19 protein-coding genes are annotated in these 17,150 nt (G+C 69.7%); 14 read left to right on the top strand and 5 right to left on the bottom strand.

What is annotated here, in order from left to right; genetic code table 11:
- Both IE307_RS31060 and IE307_RS31055 read left to right on the top strand, forming a co-directional pair.
- Complete coding sequence (locus IE307_RS31060; protein ID WP_191302947.1) at positions 1 to 543, top strand: GNAT family N-acetyltransferase; 543 nt, start codon at positions 1 to 3, stop codon at positions 541 to 543.
- Positions 544 to 564: 21 nt separating this feature from the next.
- Positions 565 to 1,071 (top strand): YqaA family protein, encoded by a 507-nt coding sequence (locus tag IE307_RS31055; RefSeq protein ID WP_191302946.1) that lies wholly within the window; start codon positions 565 to 567, stop codon positions 1,069 to 1,071.
- Positions 1,072 to 1,242: 171 nt separating this feature from the next.
- Here IE307_RS31055 and IE307_RS31050 read toward each other — a convergent pair whose 3' ends face one another.
- Both IE307_RS31050 and IE307_RS31045 read right to left on the bottom strand, forming a co-directional pair.
- Complete coding sequence (locus IE307_RS31050; RefSeq protein WP_191302945.1) at positions 1,243 to 2,118, bottom strand: SRPBCC family protein; 876 nt, start codon at positions 2,116 to 2,118, stop codon at positions 1,243 to 1,245.
- The gene (locus tag IE307_RS31045; protein ID WP_191302944.1) at positions 2,115 to 2,657 is read right to left on the bottom strand and encodes a winged helix-turn-helix domain-containing protein; all 543 of its coding nucleotides are present in this window, start codon (positions 2,655 to 2,657) and stop codon (positions 2,115 to 2,117) included. Before IE307_RS31045 ends, IE307_RS31050 begins: the two co-directional genes overlap by 4 nt.
- Positions 2,658 to 2,785: 128 nt before the next feature.
- Between IE307_RS31045 and IE307_RS31040 the strand changes: the two genes are divergently transcribed.
- Genes IE307_RS31040 through IE307_RS31030 form a run of 3 tightly spaced genes read left to right on the top strand, consistent with a single transcriptional unit; the run spans position 2,786 to position 4,897 of the window.
- The gene (locus tag IE307_RS31040) at positions 2,786 to 3,769 is read left to right on the top strand and encodes an aldo/keto reductase (protein ID WP_191302943.1); all 984 of its coding nucleotides are present in this window, start codon (positions 2,786 to 2,788) and stop codon (positions 3,767 to 3,769) included.
- Positions 3,770 to 3,775: 6 nt separating this feature from the next.
- On the top strand, positions 3,776 to 4,384 hold the full coding sequence (locus IE307_RS31035) for a TetR/AcrR family transcriptional regulator (protein WP_191302942.1): 609 nt from the start codon (positions 3,776 to 3,778) through the stop codon (positions 4,382 to 4,384).
- A gap of 18 nt (positions 4,385 to 4,402) precedes the next feature.
- Positions 4,403 to 4,897, top strand: a complete 495-nt coding sequence (locus IE307_RS31030; protein ID WP_191302941.1) for a hypothetical protein — start codon at positions 4,403 to 4,405, stop codon at positions 4,895 to 4,897.
- A gap of 27 nt (positions 4,898 to 4,924) precedes the next feature.
- Here IE307_RS31030 and IE307_RS31025 read toward each other — a convergent pair whose 3' ends face one another.
- On the bottom strand, positions 4,925 to 5,875 hold the full coding sequence (locus IE307_RS31025; RefSeq protein WP_191302940.1) for a DUF4097 family beta strand repeat-containing protein: 951 nt from the start codon (positions 5,873 to 5,875) through the stop codon (positions 4,925 to 4,927).
- Positions 5,876 to 5,880: 5 nt separating this feature from the next.
- On the bottom strand, positions 5,881 to 6,393 hold the full coding sequence (locus IE307_RS31020) for a toxin-antitoxin system HicB family antitoxin (protein WP_191302939.1): 513 nt from the start codon (positions 6,391 to 6,393) through the stop codon (positions 5,881 to 5,883).
- 67 nt (positions 6,394 to 6,460) lie between these two features.
- Between IE307_RS31020 and thyX the strand changes: the two genes are divergently transcribed.
- The 8 genes from thyX to atpB all read left to right on the top strand — a co-directional run bounded on the left by thyX (position 6,461) and on the right by atpB (position 13,618).
- Positions 6,461 to 7,165 (top strand): FAD-dependent thymidylate synthase, encoded by a 705-nt coding sequence (gene thyX / locus IE307_RS31015; protein ID WP_191302938.1) that lies wholly within the window; start codon positions 6,461 to 6,463, stop codon positions 7,163 to 7,165.
- A gap of 5 nt (positions 7,166 to 7,170) precedes the next feature.
- Positions 7,171 to 7,572: an ACT domain-containing protein gene (locus tag IE307_RS31010; protein WP_191302937.1), complete on the top strand. Its 402-nt coding sequence runs from the start codon at positions 7,171 to 7,173 to the stop codon at positions 7,570 to 7,572.
- A gap of 70 nt (positions 7,573 to 7,642) precedes the next feature.
- On the top strand, positions 7,643 to 9,085 hold the full coding sequence (locus IE307_RS31005) for a serine/threonine-protein kinase (RefSeq protein ID WP_229905236.1): 1,443 nt from the start codon (positions 7,643 to 7,645) through the stop codon (positions 9,083 to 9,085).
- A 2-nt stretch (positions 9,086 to 9,087) separates the two neighbouring features.
- A complete protein-coding gene (locus tag IE307_RS31000) occupies positions 9,088 to 9,501 on the top strand; it encodes a hypothetical protein (protein ID WP_191302936.1) in 414 nt (137 codons plus the stop codon).
- A gap of 23 nt (positions 9,502 to 9,524) precedes the next feature.
- Positions 9,525 to 10,136 (top strand): TIGR03085 family metal-binding protein, encoded by a 612-nt coding sequence (locus IE307_RS30995; RefSeq protein WP_191302935.1) that lies wholly within the window; start codon positions 9,525 to 9,527, stop codon positions 10,134 to 10,136.
- 19 nt (positions 10,137 to 10,155) lie between these two features.
- On the top strand, positions 10,156 to 11,052 hold the full coding sequence (gene dapA, locus IE307_RS30990; protein ID WP_191302934.1) for a 4-hydroxy-tetrahydrodipicolinate synthase: 897 nt from the start codon (positions 10,156 to 10,158) through the stop codon (positions 11,050 to 11,052).
- Positions 11,049 to 12,728: a ribonuclease J gene (locus IE307_RS30985; protein ID WP_191302933.1), complete on the top strand. Its 1,680-nt coding sequence runs from the start codon at positions 11,049 to 11,051 to the stop codon at positions 12,726 to 12,728. Before dapA ends, IE307_RS30985 begins: the two co-directional genes overlap by 4 nt.
- Positions 12,729 to 12,871: 143 nt before the next feature.
- On the top strand, positions 12,872 to 13,618 hold the full coding sequence (gene atpB, locus IE307_RS30980) for a F0F1 ATP synthase subunit A (protein ID WP_229905235.1): 747 nt from the start codon (positions 12,872 to 12,874) through the stop codon (positions 13,616 to 13,618).
- Here atpB and IE307_RS30975 read toward each other — a convergent pair whose 3' ends face one another.
- Complete coding sequence (locus IE307_RS30975) at positions 13,619 to 14,233, bottom strand: class I SAM-dependent DNA methyltransferase (protein ID WP_191302931.1); 615 nt, start codon at positions 14,231 to 14,233, stop codon at positions 13,619 to 13,621.
- 103 nt (positions 14,234 to 14,336) lie between these two features.
- Between IE307_RS30975 and IE307_RS30970 the strand changes: the two genes are divergently transcribed.
- On the top strand, positions 14,337 to 17,141 hold the full coding sequence (locus tag IE307_RS30970; RefSeq protein ID WP_191302930.1) for an AfsR/SARP family transcriptional regulator: 2,805 nt from the start codon (positions 14,337 to 14,339) through the stop codon (positions 17,139 to 17,141).
- Positions 17,142 to 17,150: the final 9 nt, after the last annotated feature.

The following is a 17,150-nucleotide window of genomic DNA, read 5'->3' as shown; positions in this document are numbered from 1 at the left end:
ATGGCCGACGCCGGCGTGGACATCGCCACCGCTGCTGATCTTCCGGAGATCGTCCGCATCCATCGGGAGACGTGGCGGCTCGCCTACGCGCAGCTCCTCCCGCCGGAGGTGCTCGACGCGCTCGACACCGACGAGGCGTGGTCCAGCGCCATTCAGTTGGGAGCGGTGCTGAAGGCGACCGAGGGGGAGTGGACGGTCGGGTTCGCCGTGGCGAGCAAGGCGCCGCAGGAGGAAGTGGCCAGGGCGGACGGGTCGCTGCCCGAGGACGCGGAGACCACGGCGCTCGTCAGCGTCCTCGTGGAACCGCGCTGGGGCAGGCGGGGGCACGGCACGCGGCTGCTCGCGGAGGCCGGGAGGCGGCTGGAGGACACCGGTGCCACGCGGGGGATCGCGTGGGTGCCGGAGGCCGACAAGGCGTCCAAGAACTTCTACGAGCGACTGGGCTGGACGGGGGACGGCACCGTGCGCACGTTGGACGCGGGCGGGCGCCCCCTGCGCGAGATCCGGGTGTCCGGTCCGCTCGCGGTCCGACTCGGCGACTGAGATCTGTGTAACCTCGGCCGGGTGCTCGCCTTGGTCGCCCTCACCTTCGGGGTCGCGCTCGGCTCAGCCATCGTTCCCCTGATCAGCATCGAGATGTTCGTCCTGGGACTTTGCGCGCGCTGGCCGGACACGTCGTTCTGGATCGTCGGCCTCTCGGTCGCGGTCGGCCAGGTGCTGGGCAAGCTGCTGTACTTCTACGCGGCGCGCGGCGACATCCACCTGCCGAAGTTCCTGCACCGCAAGCCGAGCGACAAGCCGTCGCGGCTGCGGCGCTGGTTCGGCCCCGGCACGCGGATGTACCGCTGGGGCGACTGGATCCACGTGAAGTGCCGTGCGCACCCGAACTGGATGGCGGGCACCCACGGCGTGAGCGCGCTGGTCGGAGTGCCGCCGTTCATGGCGACGAGCGTGCTCGCCGGGCTCGCGGGCATGTCCACGCTGATGTTCGTGGCCACCGGCATGGTGGGCCGTTTCGCGCGGTTCAGCTTCCTCGCGGCGTCCCCGGCCGTGGTCATGGCGTGGTTCTAGTAGTTGAAGAAGACCGCCGCCGTCACGGAGAAGGCGATCAACACGGCTGCCACGGTGATTCGCGCTGATTCGAGCACGACGCCGAAGGTAGCGAGCCGAAACCGACGAAAGCCAGGCGCGAACGGGTGAGAGCCGAATGATCTGGCTCTCACCCGCCCGTTTCACGCCCGTTCATTCGAGAACCAGGGCTCCGTCGGGCAGGCCGGGAGCCTCGAACGAGTGCCACATCGGACGCCAGCCGGGCAGCTCCAGCATGCGGCGCATGTCCGCGAACCCGGACAGCCAGCCCAGCCACGAGCCGTAGGGCGGGTCGGTGACGTCGAACCCGCTCTGCACGAACGTCAGCCGCGTCCTGCCCTCCGACCCCTTGAGCTCCCAGGACGACACCATGCCGTCCGGGAACTCGATCGCGAAGCGCTCCTCGTCGAGGGCGATGATCTTCGCCGGGTTCGGCTCGTCCTCGAAGCCGCCCATCGCCCACCGGCCGCCGACGTGCGGCTCGATCGAGCACCGCGCCCCGAAGTACCGCGCGAACACCTCCTCGTCGGTCAGCGCGTGCAGGACGGCCGCGGGCGGTGCCGCGATGTCGACCTCGACCCGCTGCTCCGGTGTCGAGAAGTCGACGAGCGCGAACACCGGGCGGTCCTCGACGTGCTCGACCAGGTTCGCGAGCGCCAGCGACCAGAACGTCTGGACGACGCCCGCCCCGCCCTCGTCCTCGATGGCGGCACCCCACTGCGGGAACGGGGACTGCGACGCCACGACCAGCGTCTGACCGTCGCGTTCCTCCACGCCGAGCTCGATCGTGTACTCGGTGCCCTTCAGGAGCCACGAGAAGCGCACCGCGGACGGGGTGGTTTCCAGCAGCTTCTGCCGGCCGCGCTCACCGTCCGGCGTGTACCGCCCCCAGAACTCGTACACCCCCTGCTCGAGGTCGACGTCGGCGTGTTCTGCCAGCCACACGCGCAGGTCGTCGGCCGTCGTCAGCGCCCGGTGGACGCGAGCGGGGTCGGCGGAGGTGCGTACGCGGACAACTCCGGTGCTCATCGATCGTCTCCCTTGGGGTAGCAGGCGAGCGCGACGCGGAACGCATCCCCCTCCGCGCCGCCGTATCGGGTGAAGAGGTCCTGCAACGTCGTCTGCAGCTCGGCCAGGAACTCCTGGCGTTCCTCCGGCCGCACCCGGATCTCCCCGGACACGCCGACGGACGGCAGTTCACTGGTGCGGTCCAGCGCCGCGACGTCGGCCTGGATCTGCTCGGCGAGGTCCACGAGGTGCCCCAATGCCAGTTCGTCGCGCGTCCCGATCCGGCCGACCAGGCGCGGTGACAGCCAGTACGACCGCGCCACCGCCTGGTAGAGGCCTTCGGAGACCCCGCGCACCCTGCGCTCGGAGACCTGGGTGGCCAAACCGGCCTTGACCAGCTGTTTCACGTGGTAGTGCACGCGTTGCGGCGTCTGGTCGAGCACCGAGGCGACCTCGGTGCACGAACGCGGCGCGGCGAGCTGCCGCAGCACCTCCACGCGCTGCGGCTTGAGCAGGGTCTCGGCCTGCTCCATCCGGTCCAAGTAGATGACGTCTCTCATCGCAAAAAAGACTTTGAACGTTCAAAACTATTTTGTCAATGAAGTTGGACAACTATGGACTGACAGATATTGAAATCTGTCAGTCCATCGGGCATGCTGGACCCATCGAAGAGACGAAGGGGTTCGAAATGCAGAAGCGCCAGCTCGGAGCCACCGGCCCGGCCGTGTCCGCCATCGGCCTGGGCTGCATGGGCATGTCCAACGCCTACGGCCCGGCCGACCGGGACGAGAGCATCGCCACCGTCCGGGCCGCCCTCGACGCCGGGGTCACGCTGCTCGACACCGGTGACTTCTACGGCCAGGGCCACAACGAGCTGCTCGTCGCGGAGGCGATCAAGGGCCGCCGCGACGAGGTGCAGCTCAGCGTCAAGTTCGGCGGCATGAGGGACGCCGACGGCGCGTTCATCGGGTTCGACACGCGACCGGTCGCCGTGGCCAACTTCCTCGCGTACTCGTTGCAGCGCCTGGACACCGACCACGTCGACATCTACCGGCCGGCGCGGCTCGACCCGTCCGTGCCGATCGAGGACACCATCGGCGCCATCGCCGAGCAGATCGACAAGGGCCGCGTCCGGCACATCGGCCTGAGCGAGGTCGGCGCGGAGACCATCCGCCGTGCCCACGCCGTGCACCCGATCGCGGACCTGCAGATCGAGTACGGCCTGCTGGAGCGCGGTGTCGAGCGGGAGATCCTGCAGGTCACCCGCGAGCTCGGCATCAGCATCACCGCGTACGGCGTGCTGTCGCGCGGCCTGATCTCGTCGAAGCCGCTCGCCCTCGACGCGAACGACTGGCGCGGTCACGCCCCGCGGTTCCAGGGCGACAACCTGACCCGCAACCAGGACCTCGTCACCAAGCTGAACGAGATCGCGCAGGCCAAGGGCGTCACGGTCGCGCAGCTCGCGATCGCCTGGGTCGCGGCGCGCGGCGAGGACGTGGTGCCTCTGGTCGGCACGACCAAGCGTGCGAGGCTTGAGGAGGCGATCGGTGCCGTCGGCGTGACGTTCACCGAGCGGGAGCTGGCCGAGATCGAGGCCGTGGCGCCCGCCGGAGCCGCCGCGGGCACGCGCTACGCGGCCGAGCAGATGGCGATGCTGGACAGCGAGAGGTGAGATGAAGTGGCGGAGGCGTTGACCGCGGAGGCGATCCTCGCGGCGACCGAAGAGGTGCTGCGCAGGTACGGCCCTGCCAAGGCGACGGTGGTCGACGTCGCCAAGGCGCTCGGGGTCAGCCACGGCAGCGTCTACCGCCACTTCGCGACGAAGGCCGCGTTGCGGGAGGCCGTGACGCGGCGCTGGCTCGACGCGATCCACGAGGAGATGGAGTCGGTGTTCGACGCCGACCTCTCCGCCTCCGAGCTGCTCAAGGCCTGGCTGCAGCAGCTCTTCGACAAGAAGCGCCGCTCGCACACCGAGGACCTGGAGCTGTTCACCACGTTCCGGACGCTCGTCGGCGAGCACAGCGCCGTCGTCGAGTACCACCTCGAGCACCTCGTGGGTCAGGTCGCGCGCATCATCCGCGCGGGAGTGGATACCCGCGAGTTCGTGACGGACGACGTCGAGAAGACGGCGCAGGCGGTGTGGGACGCGACGCAGGTGTTCCACCACCCGGCTCACGCCCAGGAGTGGGGTAATCCTCACATTCAGGACGCGTTCGACGCCGTCGTCTCACTGGTCGTCGCTGGACTGCGGTACAACCGAACCCCAAGTGCCACAGGCGATGCTTGAGGGTCACGGAGGTGAACGGTGCCGCCTGACGAGTGGATCGATCTGCTGGGAGCGCCGGAGAGGCGTCCGGACCCGGTTGACTGGGACGCGGTCAAAGCGCGGGCCGGCACCGCTCTGCCCAGCGATTACGTGCACCTCGCCGAGGCCTATCCGCCTCTCATCGTCGGCGGATACGTCCGCATCCTGCACCCGACGGCGCGTGCGGGGTTCATGAACTGGATGGCGACGGCGCCCAAGATGCTGCGCGCGCTCCGCCGCCAGCCCGGTCTGCGCGCGCACCCGGAGTCGCCCGGACTGCTGCCGTGGGGCATGACGGTGAACGGTGACCACTGCCTGTGGTTCACGAAGGGCGAGCCGGACGAGTGGACCGTGCTGATCACGGACATGCGGGAGAAGTGGTCCTACAACGGCAACTTCTCCAGCTTCGTCAGGAGGTTCCTGACGGCGGAGATCCGCTGCCCGATCTTCCCGGACGACGTCCCCGGCGGCTCCAAACCGTTCCAGGAGCCCTAGCCGGAGACGTCCTACCCGACCCCCCGGTCAGCTCGAAGCGGCGGTGACCAGCGCGTTGCCACTGCCCGTGCGGCCCGTGACCGACAGGGCGGCGTCGCCCAGCGGCGTGGACGAGACCTCGAAGTCGCTGCGGGCGGTGCCGGAGGTCGACACCAGGTCGACGCGGGCGAGCGTGCCCTGCCGGACGCCGACGCGGATGTGGCCCGACCCGGTGCCGAGGTGCAGCTCGCCGGAGGCGGCGTCGGCCACGGTCAGGTCTCCGCTGCCGGTGCGCACCTGGACGTCGCCCTGCACGGCGCCCAGCCACACGTCACCGGTGCCGGTGATCAGCGTGGCGGTGCCGCCCACCGACGACACCTCGACGTCACCGCTGCCGGTCTTGGCCTTCAGCGTCGAGAGCATCGTGCCCAGGCGCACGGTGCCGGCGCCCGAGTTCACCTTGGCCTCACCGGTCGCCCTGTCCGCGGACACGCTGCCCGTGCCGGTGTTCAGGTCGAGACGACCCGCACCGCCCGTCACGATGACGTCTGCCGCGCCGGTCCGTGATGCCACGTGCGACCCGACGGGAGCCGTCACCACCACCGAGAGCGGCACGGCGCGCAACGGCAGCGCCTTGGACGACTCGATGCGCAAGCGGTGGCCCAGCAGTTCGACGCGTGCGTCGCGCACGGCCTCTTCCGGACCGGCCTGCGGAGCCGTCTTGTCGGGGCCGAACTGGCCGCTGACCCAGCTCAGCACGCTGGACAGGCCCTCGGTCCACGAGTTGCCCGCGTTCGGGTCGTGCCGCACCTCGACGTGCACGCCCGGCGCGTCGACGAGCTGGACCTGCACCCGGCCGCTGAGCAGCGAGATGTCGATGTCGGCCACACCCGCGAACTCGAAGCTCTGCTGGCGCACGACGCCGGACGGCTCCGATCCCGCCTGGTCCGGTCCTGTGCTGTCCGATCCTGCCTGGTCTGATCCTGTCGGTTCGGTCATCCCGCTCACCCCTGCACCCATCCGCGGACGCGCGAGCCCGAGCCGGCGTTCCCGCTCCACCCCTTGTGCTGATGCTTGTGCCTGCCCTGCACCGCGCCGCCGACGGCCTGCTGGATGAACGAGTTCAGCGACACGCCCTGAGCCGACGCGGCGGCCTCGGCCTTCGACTTGAGCTCGTTGATCAGGCGCAGGGTGACGCGGCTGATGTCACCGGTGGCGTCACCGAAGTTCGGCGCCTCCTGGCGCGGGGCGGGTTCCGGCTCGGGCTCCGGCTCGGCGGACCCGGTGACGACCACCTGGACGTCCCGGCCGGCGAGTCGAACGTCCACGACCTGGCCGTCCAGGGAGGCGGTGACCTCCGCGGCGAGGTCGGACAGTGCGTTCATGATTGCCAGTCGCGCGGCTGGCTCGAGCGCTGCGGACAGTGCGGCGGCCGTTCGACGGGTGTTCTCGTCCCCCGCGGAGGCGGCCGTCGCCAGGTCCTCGCGCAGTGACGCGATGTACGGCGACAGATCCATGACACCACTATGACGTCACTTCCGACATCGTGCAACCACCGCCTGATGTCAGGGCTACCGTCGGCCCATGCCGAGAGTGCGTTTGGTGGCCAAGACCGAGTTCATCGCGCCGGACGACGTGCCGTGGACGACCGACGCGGACGGCGGCGCCGCGCTCGTCGAGTTCGCCGGCCGCGCCTGCTACCAGTCGTGGGACCGCTCCAACCCCATGACCAACACCAACGCGACGTTCCTGCACCACCTGCTCGACGTCGGGCACCTCGCCGCGTTCGAGCACGGCAGCGCCTCGCTCTACCTGACCGAGCTGCCGCGCTCGCTCACCCACGAGCTGATCCGGCACCGGCACTTCTCGTACTCGCAGCTCTCCCAGCGCACCGACCCGACCGACGTCGTCGAGCCGTCGCTGATCGCGGAGGACCCGGAGTTGCACGCGCGGTTCGTCGCCGCGACCGAGGCGAGCCTGCAGGCCTACGAGGACCTGGTGCAGAGCCTGGAGAAGACCGTGAACGGCCGGCGCGCGCGGCAGATCGCACGGTCCGTGCTGCCCAACGCCACGGGCACCGAGATCGTCGTGACGGGCAACTACCGCTCGTGGCGCCACTTCATCGCGATGCGCGCGACCGAGCACATCAACGTCGAACTGCGCGAGCTCGCCGTGGCCTGCCTGCGCGAACTGACGAAGGCCGCACCCAACGCGTTCGCCGACTTCGTCGTCTCGACACTCCCGGACGGCACAGAAGTTGCCTCGAGCCCACTGGTGGTTGAAGGCTGACGCCCATGAAGCGGCTCATCGTGGACGTCCGGCCCGGCGAATACGCGGTCACGCGCCTGGCGGCGGACGCTCCCGTCCCCGCCGGGCTGCTCGACCTCACCGGCGTGCTGGTGTCCGTCACCAGGACCCCGGCCGAGCTGTCGATCATCGCGCCGGCCTCGTTCGCGGTGGACGGTGACGCGACGGAGAAGGGCTGGCGGCTGCTCACCGTGCGCGGGCCGCTGGAGTTCACGCTCACCGGCATCATGGCCGCGCTGGCGGGCGAACTGGCGGCCGCGGGCGTCTCGTTGTTCGCGCTGTCCACATACGACACGGACCACCTGCTCGTGAAGCAGACCGACCTCGGGCGCGCCGTGAAGGCGTTGCGTGCCGCAGGTCACGAACTGGTTGTAGCGCCGGAAGCTTAGGAACCGATCCTCCAGTTGGCGGGTCTCAAGTACCGTCAACGCCCTCTGTTCCCAGGTGTAGGAGCGCACGTTGCACGGACAGGCAGTCGAACCGCGCGTCATCGCGGGCAGGTACGCCCTGGTGGCCGAGCTCGGCCGCGGCGGCATGGGCATCGTGTGGCGCGCCCAGGACCGGCACATCGGCCGCTTCGTCGCGGTCAAGGAACTGCACCTGCCGGACGGCATCGCGCACGAGGAACGCCGTGTGCTCGAAGAGCGTGCCCTGCGTGAGGCGCGCACCGCGGGCAAGCTCAACGACCCGGCCGTCGTGACGGTGTACGACGCGATCAACGAGAACGGCACCACCTACATCATCATGGAGCTGGTCGAGGCGGCGACGCTGTCGACGTTGATCAGCACCCACGGACCGATGCCGCCGAACCAGGTCGTCTCGATGGCGCTGCAGGCGTTGTCGGCGCTGGAGACCGCGCACCAGGCCGGGATCGTGCACCGCGACGTGAAACCCGGCAACCTGATGGTGCGCCCGGACGGCAAGCTCAAGCTCACCGACTTCGGCATCGCCCAGGCCGTCGACGACCCGCGCCTGACCACCAGCGGCAGCCTCATCGGTTCGCCCGCGTACATGGCGCCGGAACGCATCCACGGCCACGAGGCGGGCCCCCCGTCCGACCTGTGGGCTCTGGGCGCGACCCTCTGCTACGCCGTCGAGGGCTGGAGCCCGTTCGAGCGCTCCTCCACGGCCTCGACGCTGCACGCGATCATGAGCGAGACGCCGCGGCTGACCCGCGCGACGGGCGTGCTCGGCGCGGTGATCACCGGTCTGCTGATCGCCGACCCGAACGCCCGGCTGTCCGGCCCGCAGGCCCGCGCGATGCTCTCCAGCATTGGCAACCAGCCGACGCCGCCCACCGGGATCGCGCCGGTGCAGACCCAGCAGTACCAGCAGCCCGCGGCCGCCGACCCGGCGAAGAAGAAGCGCAACCGCTTTCTCGCGCTGGTAGGCGCCGCCGTCATCGCCGCGGCGGCGTTCACGGGCGGCATCTTCGTGCACAAGGCGTTCACCGCGCCCGGAGGCAGCAGCGGCAGCACGGCTCTCACCTACGGCGAGGGCGCCGAGGTCCCGGTGTTCCAGCTCTACGAGAACACGTGCGGCCTCGGCGAGGTCGCGCCGACCAAGCTGCTCAACTCGGAGACCCGCGAGGAGTGCGACAAGCCGCACGACTTCGAGGTGTTCGACGTGATCGACACGCTGCCGGTCGCGTCGAACTACCCCGACGCCGCGTATCCCGGGATCGACGCGCTGAAGAGCCTCGGCGTGTCCCGCTGCGAGATGACGCTGAACTCGGAGTGGATCAAGGACGGTTCGAAGCTCAAGGTCACGACCCTGGTCCCGAGCGAGAGCGCGTGGGCCAAGGACAAGGGCGGCAACGCCGAACGCAAGATCTGGTGCCTCGCGGGCGCCAAGGACGGCAGCAAACTCGACGGCAGCATCAGCGCGAAGAAGGACAACTGACGGTGAAGCGGAAGATCGCTCCTGCCCTGCTCGCTCTTTGCTGCGCGGCCGCCCTGACGGCCTGCTCCGGCAACGAGGACAAGTTCGTCTCCGAGCTCAAGGCCGCCGGGTTCAGCAACCCCGGCGAACCGAGCACGGAGAAGGAGAAGAAGTCCAAGAAGATCGGCAAGCGCACGGTCAAGTCCTCGGAGAAGATCATCGAGGTCGTGGTCCGGGTCAAGGGCTGCGACCTGGAGATGGCCAAGGTCTCCGGCCAGTCGGGCTACTGGCTCGACGAGCTGCACGTCAACGGGCAGGAACCGGACTGGCCCGGTTACCCGGAGAACCTCAAGCGCGACCAGGTGGTCAAGCTGCTGGCCGACAACACCTCCAAGCCGACCGGCTTCACCGCCTGCTACAAGCCCAACGAGGCCTGAGCAGGCTGTGGTGCAATGGGCGGGTGAGCCTCGCCCGTGACGAACGCAAAGCGCTCGTCGACCTGATGACCGAGCTCGGCCCCGACGCGCCCACGCTGTGCGGCACCTGGTCCGCCAAGGACCTGGCCGCGCACCTCGCGATCCGCGAGCGGCGCCCGGACACCGCGCCCGGCATCGTGCTGCCGGCCCTGGCGAAGTGGACGGAGAAGGTCCAGGAGGACTACGCGCACAAGGCGTGGAGCGAACTCCTGGACCTGGTCCGCACGCCGCCGTTCTGGATCTCGCCGGTCGACAACCTGATCAACACCGCCGAGTACTTCGTGCACCACGAGGACGTGCGCCGCGCACAGGCCGGGTGGGAGCCGCGGCCGTACGACGCCCGGCGCGAGGCGACCCTGTGGAAGCTGCTGCCGCTGACCGCGCGCATGACGTACAAGTCGTCGCCCGTGGGCGTGACGCTGGTGCGGCCCGACGGCGAGCACATCGTCGCCAAGCAGGGCGCGAACGGCGTGGTGATCACCGGTGAGGTGCCCGAGCTCGTGATGCTGGCGTTCGGACGCGACGAGGCGCGTGTCGAATACAGCGGTGACGCCGACGCGGTGCAACGGGTGCGGTCGTTGAACCGAAGTGTGTGAACTCGGGTAGTTTCTGCGCATGCCAGGAAGCCCCTACGCAGGGCCGGACCGCCCGTTCGGCCGCGTTCTCACCGCCATGGTCACGCCTTTCGACTCGCGCGGCGAGGTCGATCTCCCCAAGGCGCAGGAACTGGCGAAACACCTGGTGGACCTGGGCAACGACGGCCTCGTCGTGAACGGCACGACCGGCGAGAGCCCCACGACGACCGACCGGGAGAAGGCGGCGCTGCTCACGGCCGTCGTCGAAGCCGTGGGCGACCGCGCGACCGTGGTCGCGGGTGCCGGCACCTATGACACCGCGCACAGCATCCACCTGGTGGAGCAGGCGTCGAAGGCGGGCGCGCACGGCGTTCTCGTCGTGACGCCGTACTACTCGCGGCCGCCGCAGGAGGGCCTGCTGGCGCACTTCACCGCCGTCGCCGACGCCTCCGAGCTGCCGGTGATGCTCTACGACATCCCGCCGCGCGCGATCGTGCCGATCGAGGTCGACACGCTCCTGCGCCTGGCGGAACACCCGCGGATCCAGGCCGTGAAGGACGCCAAGGGCGACCTGCACGCCGGCAGCCGGGTGATCGCCTCGACAGATCTCGCCTACTACTCGGGTGACGACCCGCTGAACCTGCCGTGGCTGTCCGTGGGCGCTGTCGGGTTCGTGAGCGTCATCGGCCACCTCGCGGGAGACCGCCTGCGGGATCTCATTGATGCGTATGAAGCCGGAAACGTGGTCCGGGCAAAAGAAATCCACGAGTCGCTGCTGCCGCTGCTGCGACCATTCCGCCGGGTTCCCGGCGTGACGTACACGAAGGCTGCGCTGCGCCTGCGCGGACTGGACGTGGGTGAACCACGCCTTCCGCTGGTGCCGGCCGCAGCCGAGGACATCGAGGCCATCGCGGCCGAACTGGGAGTCAACGCGTGACCCAATCGACCGAACTACCGCCCGCACTGCCGGAAGGCGGCCTCCGCGTCGTCGCACTCGGCGGAATTGGCGAGATCGGCCGCAACATGACCGTCTTCGAGCACGCCGGCCGGCTGCTCGTGGTCGACTGCGGCGTTCTGTTCCCCGAAGACGACCAACCGGGCGTCGACCTGATCCTGCCGGACTTCCGCGCGATCGAGGACCGGCTCGACGACATCGACGCCATCGTCCTGACGCACGGCCACGAGGACCACATCGGCGCGGTCCCGTTCCTGCTGAAGCTGCGCCCCGACGTGCAGGTCGTCGGCTCCCGCTTCACGCTGGCGCTGCTCGCCGCCAAGTGCCGCGAGCACCGCCAGACCCCGCGCCTCGTGGAGGTGAAGGAGGGCGAGCGGCGCTCGTACGGGCCGTTCGAGCTCGAGTTCTTCGCCGTGAACCACTCGATCCCGGACGCGCTGGCCGTCGCCATCCGCACCTCCGCCGGGCTCGTGCTGCACACCGGTGACATCAAGCTCGACCAGCTGCCGCTGGACGGCCGCCTCACCGACCTGGCCGGCTTCTCGCGCCTGGGCGACGAGGGCGTCGACCTCTTCCTGGTCGACTCGACCAACGCCGAGGTGCCCGGCTTCGTGGTGCCCGAGCGCGAGATCGGCCCCGTGCTGGAGAACGTGATCCGCAAGGCCGACCAGCGGGTCATCGTCGCCTGCTTCGCCTCGCACGTGCACCGCGTCCAGCAGGTCCTCGACGTGGCCGTGCAGTACAAGCGCAAGATCGCGTTCGTCGGCCGCTCGATGGTCCGCAACATGGGCATCGCGTCCGACCTGGGCTTCCTGAACGTGCCCGACGGCCTGTTCGTCGACCTCGACGTCGCGATGCGGATGGAGGAGAACGAGGTCATCTTCGTCTCCACCGGTTCGCAGGGCGAGCCGCTCTCGGCCCTGTCCCGCATGGCCCGCGGCGACCACCGCCAGATCTCGATCCGCGAGGGCGACACGGTGATCCTCGCGTCGTCGCTCATCCCCGGCAACGAGAACGCGGTCTTCAACGTCGTCAACGGCCTCGCCAAGCTCGGCGCGACCGTCGTGCACCAGGGCAACGCCAAAGTGCACGTCTCCGGCCACTCGCCGGCGGGCGAACTCCTGTTCCTCTACAACGCCGTGCGGCCGTCGAACGTAATGCCCGTGCACGGCGAGTGGCGGCATTTGAGGGCGAACGCGGCCCTCGCCGTCGCCACCGGTGTCGCCGAGGACCACGTCGTGATCGCTGAGGACGGCGTCGTCGTCGACCTCGTCGACGGCAAGGCGGCCGTGTCCGGCCGCGTCGTCGTCGGCCACGTGTACGTCGACGGCCTGTCCGTGGGCGACGTCGGCGAGTCGACGCTGTCCGACCGCCTCGTGCTCGGCGAGGGCGGCTTCATCTCGATCTCCGTCGCCATCGACACGGCCACCGGTCGCGCGGTGACGTCGCCGACGATCTCCGGCCGCGGCTTCTCCGACGACCCCAAGGCGTTGGAGGCCGTCGTGCCCCTCGTCGAGATGGAGCTGGCGCGCACCGAGGCCGAGGGGATCACGGACACGCACCGGGTCGCCCAGGCCGTGCGCCGCGTCGTGGGCCGCTGGGTGGCGGAGACCTACCGCCGCCGCCCGATGATCGTTCCCACGGTCATCCCGGTCTGACACCTCCGGGGGTTTCCGTGACCCTGCTGTGATCTGCGTCCCCCTCGTCCGATAAGGTTTGATCCCAGACCATGGACGAGGGGGTTCGCCCAATGGCCGATGTTTTCCAACCGCCGGGTAAAGACGACATTCTTCTCCCGCCGATGTTCACCTGGCACGAGCCGCTTGGCCTGCCGTTCGACTTCTCGGTGACCAAACCGCAGGCGCTGCTGGTCCTGTCGGTGGTGATCATCCTGACGTTCTTCCTGGTCACCACCAGGAGCATGAAGCTGATCCCGTCGCGCTGGCAGTTCGCCGCCGAGTCGGTCTACGACTTCGGCCGCAACACCATCGCGCGCGAGCAGATCGGCGCCAAGGACTTCGCGCCGTACGTGCCTTTGATCGTCAGCATCTTCTGCTTCGTGCTCGTGAACAACCTGTACGGGATCATTCCGCTGGTGCAGTTCCCGACGTTCACGCACAGCGGGTTCCCGTTCGCGATCGCATTGATCATCGTCTTCCCGCTCTACCACTTCGTGGGCATCAGGAAGTTCGGGCTCAGGGGCTACCTGCGCAACCAGTTCATCATCCCGGACGTGCCGAAGCCCGTGCTGTGGGGCCTGCTGATCCCGACCGAGGTCATCCTCAAGTTCTTCTTCGACCCGCTGAACCTCGCGATCCGGGTGTTCGCGGCGATGTTCGCCGGGCACCTGCTGATCCTGGTGTTCACGATCGGCAGCGAGTTCCTCCTGTTCAACGCGCCGATCTACCTCAAGCCGGTGTCGTTGCTGGGGTTCGCGCTCGCGATCGCGCTGTTCTTCCTGGAGGCGCTGGTGCAGGTGCTGCAGGCGTACATCTTCGCGTTGCTGTCGGCGCACTTCATCGGTCGCGCGCTGGCGGAGCAGCACTAGTCACGCGCGCTGGCACACCAGGTGCAGCGACTCCTCGGGCGTGGCGCCGGGGTAGGACGGGGTGAACACCGGCCGGCTCCGGCGCACGACCCGCAGGCCCGCTTCGCCCAGCCGCGCCTCGTAGTTCTCCTCGGAGAACGACGAGACCTCGATCTCCTGGCCCATCCACGGCAGAGTGACCTGTTCGACGTCGATGGCGACGGTGGCGAGGAAGAAGTGTCCGCCGGGCCGCAGCCACGCCGAGATGTTGCCGAGGGTCTGGACGATCTCGGCCTGGGTCATCTGCAGCAACGAGAAGACGGCGCAGATGACGTCCCACGAACCGGGAGGTGACTCGAAGTCGCGGATGTCGATCTTGTGGAACGTGGCGTCGGGGACCTGGGTGGCCGCGATGTCGACCATCACCGGGGACACGTCGAGGCCGGTGACCTTCATGCCCGACTTGGCGAGGGTGCGTGCCACGGGGACGCCCGTGCCGCAGCCGATGTCGAGCACGCGCGAGCCCGACGGCTGCGTCGCGGCGAACCAGGCGAGAGTGCCGTGCAGTGCGGGCTGGTGCGACCAAGCGCGTTGGTATTCCAGCCCGAGCGTGTCGAAGACCTCGGCCGCGTTCATACCCGCCCCTCATTTCGACCCAATCCACCTGAGTGAAGTGTGGAGAACCTCTCTGCACGCCTTCTGGATGGCTTCTGGACGAAAACTGACGGTAGGTTGCTAAATGACTGCGGACAGCGACGAAGTGAGAACCACGGTGCAGAACGAGTTGCGCGTCAGCTTGCTGGGCGCGCTCGCGGCCTCGGTGGACGGCGAGGAACTCGTGCTCGGTCCGCCGCGGCAGAGGGCTGTGCTCGCCGTGCTCGCACTGCGCGCGAACCACGTGGTGTCGCGCAGCGAACTCATCGACGCCGTGTGGGGTGATGAACCCCCTGCCAGCGCCGACAACGGCATCCACACCTACGTCGCCGGGCTCCGCAGGCTCTTCGAGCCGGGCAGGGCGTCGCGGGCGCCGAGTTCCGTGCTGCTCTCCACGGACGCTGGATACTTGCTGAGGCTCCCATCGGGCAGTTCGGACGCCGCCGTGTTCCGCGCGCACCTGGACGAGGCCGGGCGCCTGCGGGACAAGCCTCAGGAGGCCATCACGGGGTTCGACGCGGCTCTGGGGCTGTGGCGGGGCATCGCACTGGACGGCGTGCCGGGGCCGTTCGCCGCGGTCGAGCGCGCGCGCCTGGCCGAGATGCGGCTCACGGCCGTGGAGCAGCGCGCGGCGTTGATGCTCACGGTCGGGCGTGAGGCCGAGGTGGCGGCGGAGCTGACGACGTTGGTCAGCGCGCACCCGTTGCGCGAGAGGCTGCACGGGCTCCTCATGTCCGCGCTGTACCGCGGCGGCAGGCAGGCGGAGGCGCTCGCCGTCTACACGGACCTGCGCCGGCTGCTGATCGAGGAGCTCGGCATCGAGCCCGGCCCGGAACTGCGTCAGCTCCACGAGCAGGTGCTCGTCGGCCGGCACGACCCGCAGCCGGAACCGGTGGCGCCCGCGCTGGTGCCCGTCCAGCTGCCGCACGAGGTCCGCGACTTCACCGGCCGCGAGAAGGAGCTCGCGAAGCTCGCCGAGGTCGTTCCGCACGACCACTCGCCTGTGCTCGTCGCGATCACCGGCACCGGGGGCGTCGGCAAGACGGCGCTCGCCGTCCGCTTCGCCCACCAGGTGGCGGCCCGCTTCCCGGACGGTCAGCTGCACGTCGACCTGCGCGGGTTCGACTCGTCGGCGCCGCCCGTGCAGCCCGCCGCCGCGTTGCACCAGCTGCTGCAGAGCCTCGGCGTGCCGTCCGAACGCATCCCGGAGGACCTGCCGGCGAAGTCCGCGCTGTACCGCAGTGTCCTTGCGGGCAAAAGGGTTCTGGTGCTGCTCGACAACGCGCGGCTGGCCGAGCAGGTCCGACCGCTGCTGCCGGGCCGGTCGACGTCGATGGTGCTCGTGACGTCCCGCAACCACCTGGGAGGGCTCGTCGCCCGCGACGGCGCGCACTCGCTGACCCTGTCGATCCTGACCCGCGACGAGGGTCTGGCGCTGCTGACGTCCGCGGTGGGCCCGGACCGCGTCGCCGCCGAACCCGCTGCCGCCGCCAAGCTCGTCGAACTGTGCGGGCACCTGCCGCTGGCGGTGCGGATCGCGGCCGAACGCGTCGTCGCACGCCCGCACCTGACCCTCGCCGACCTCGCGGACGATCTCGCGGACGAGCGCGACCGGTTGAACGTGCTGGCGACGGGCGATGACGACGACACGGCCGTGCGCGCCGCCTTCTCGTGGTCGTACCTCGCGCTGAAGCCCGACGCGGCGAGGGTGTTCCGCCTGATCGGCCTGCACCCCGGTGCCGAGATCAGCCTGAACGCCGTGGCGGCCCTCGCGGCCGTGCCGGTGTCACGGGCGCGGACGTTGCTCGACGTGCTGGCGGGCGGGCACGTGCTGGAGGAGGTGGCGCGCGGCCGGTTCCGGCTGCACGACCTCCTTCGCCTGTACGCCACCGAACTCAGCGCGACCGAGGAGTCGTCGAGTGGCCGCGACGAGGCCGTGAGGCGCCTGCTGGGCTGGTACTTCGACACCGCGAACGCCGCCGGCACCGTCATCGCGCCTCCGGACCACCCCGCGTTCCTGCTGCCGCCACTGTCCACTCAGGACTTCAGCTCGCACGACGAGGCGTTCACGTGGTGCCGCACGGAGTCCTCGAACCTGCTGGCGGTGGCGAGACTCGCCGAGGAGCACGACTCGCCCGCGGCGTGGCAGATCCCGGTGGCGTTGTGGAACTACTTCATCGTGTCGAGCGCTCTGGACGAGTGGACCCGCACGTACCGCGTCGCCGAACGCGCCGCGGCCCGTGACGGCAACCAGGCCGCTCGCGCGTGGGCGGTGCACGGCCAGGGGCTGGCGGCGTTCCGCGGCGAGCGTTTCGCGGACGCGTTGGAGCTGTTCGACCGCGCGCTGGCGATCCGGCGCGAGATCGGCGACCCGGCCGGCGCCGCGTGGAGCCTCACCGGCCTGGGCATGGCCTACGGCGGCCTGCGGCAGTTCGACCTCGCGGTCGACAGGTTCGGCGAGGCCCTGCGCGGGCACGTCGAGGTCGGCTCGTGGTTCGGCGAGGGCGGCACGAGGTTGTTCCTGAGCGACATCCTGCGCTCGGCCGGCCAGTTCGAGGCGTCACTGGCGTCGGCGCGGACGGCTTTCGAGTTGATGGACGCGCACGACGCGACGCACGGCAAGGCGATGGCGCTGGTCAGCATCGGCTGGGCGCAGCTGAAGCTGGGGCAGCCGGTCGTGGCGCGGGACTCGTTCCGGCGCGCGATCGAGTTCCTGCGCGTGCTCGGCGACCGCAAGAGCCTCGCGGAGGGGCTGCACGGGCTGGGGGCGACGAGCGCGGGGCAGCCCGACGTGGCGCGGACGCACCTGCTGGAAGCGTTGACGATCTACGAGGACTACGACCACCCGCTCACTCCCGAGGTGCGGGCACGGCTGCACGAGCTGTCTTAGGGGACATCC

Origin of the sequence: Lentzea cavernae (assembly GCF_014653695.1) — a bacterium.
In the GTDB taxonomy this organism is placed as follows: domain Bacteria; phylum Actinomycetota; class Actinomycetes; order Mycobacteriales; family Pseudonocardiaceae; genus Lentzea; species Lentzea cavernae.
This window is presented reverse-complemented; position numbering and strand designations above follow the sequence as displayed.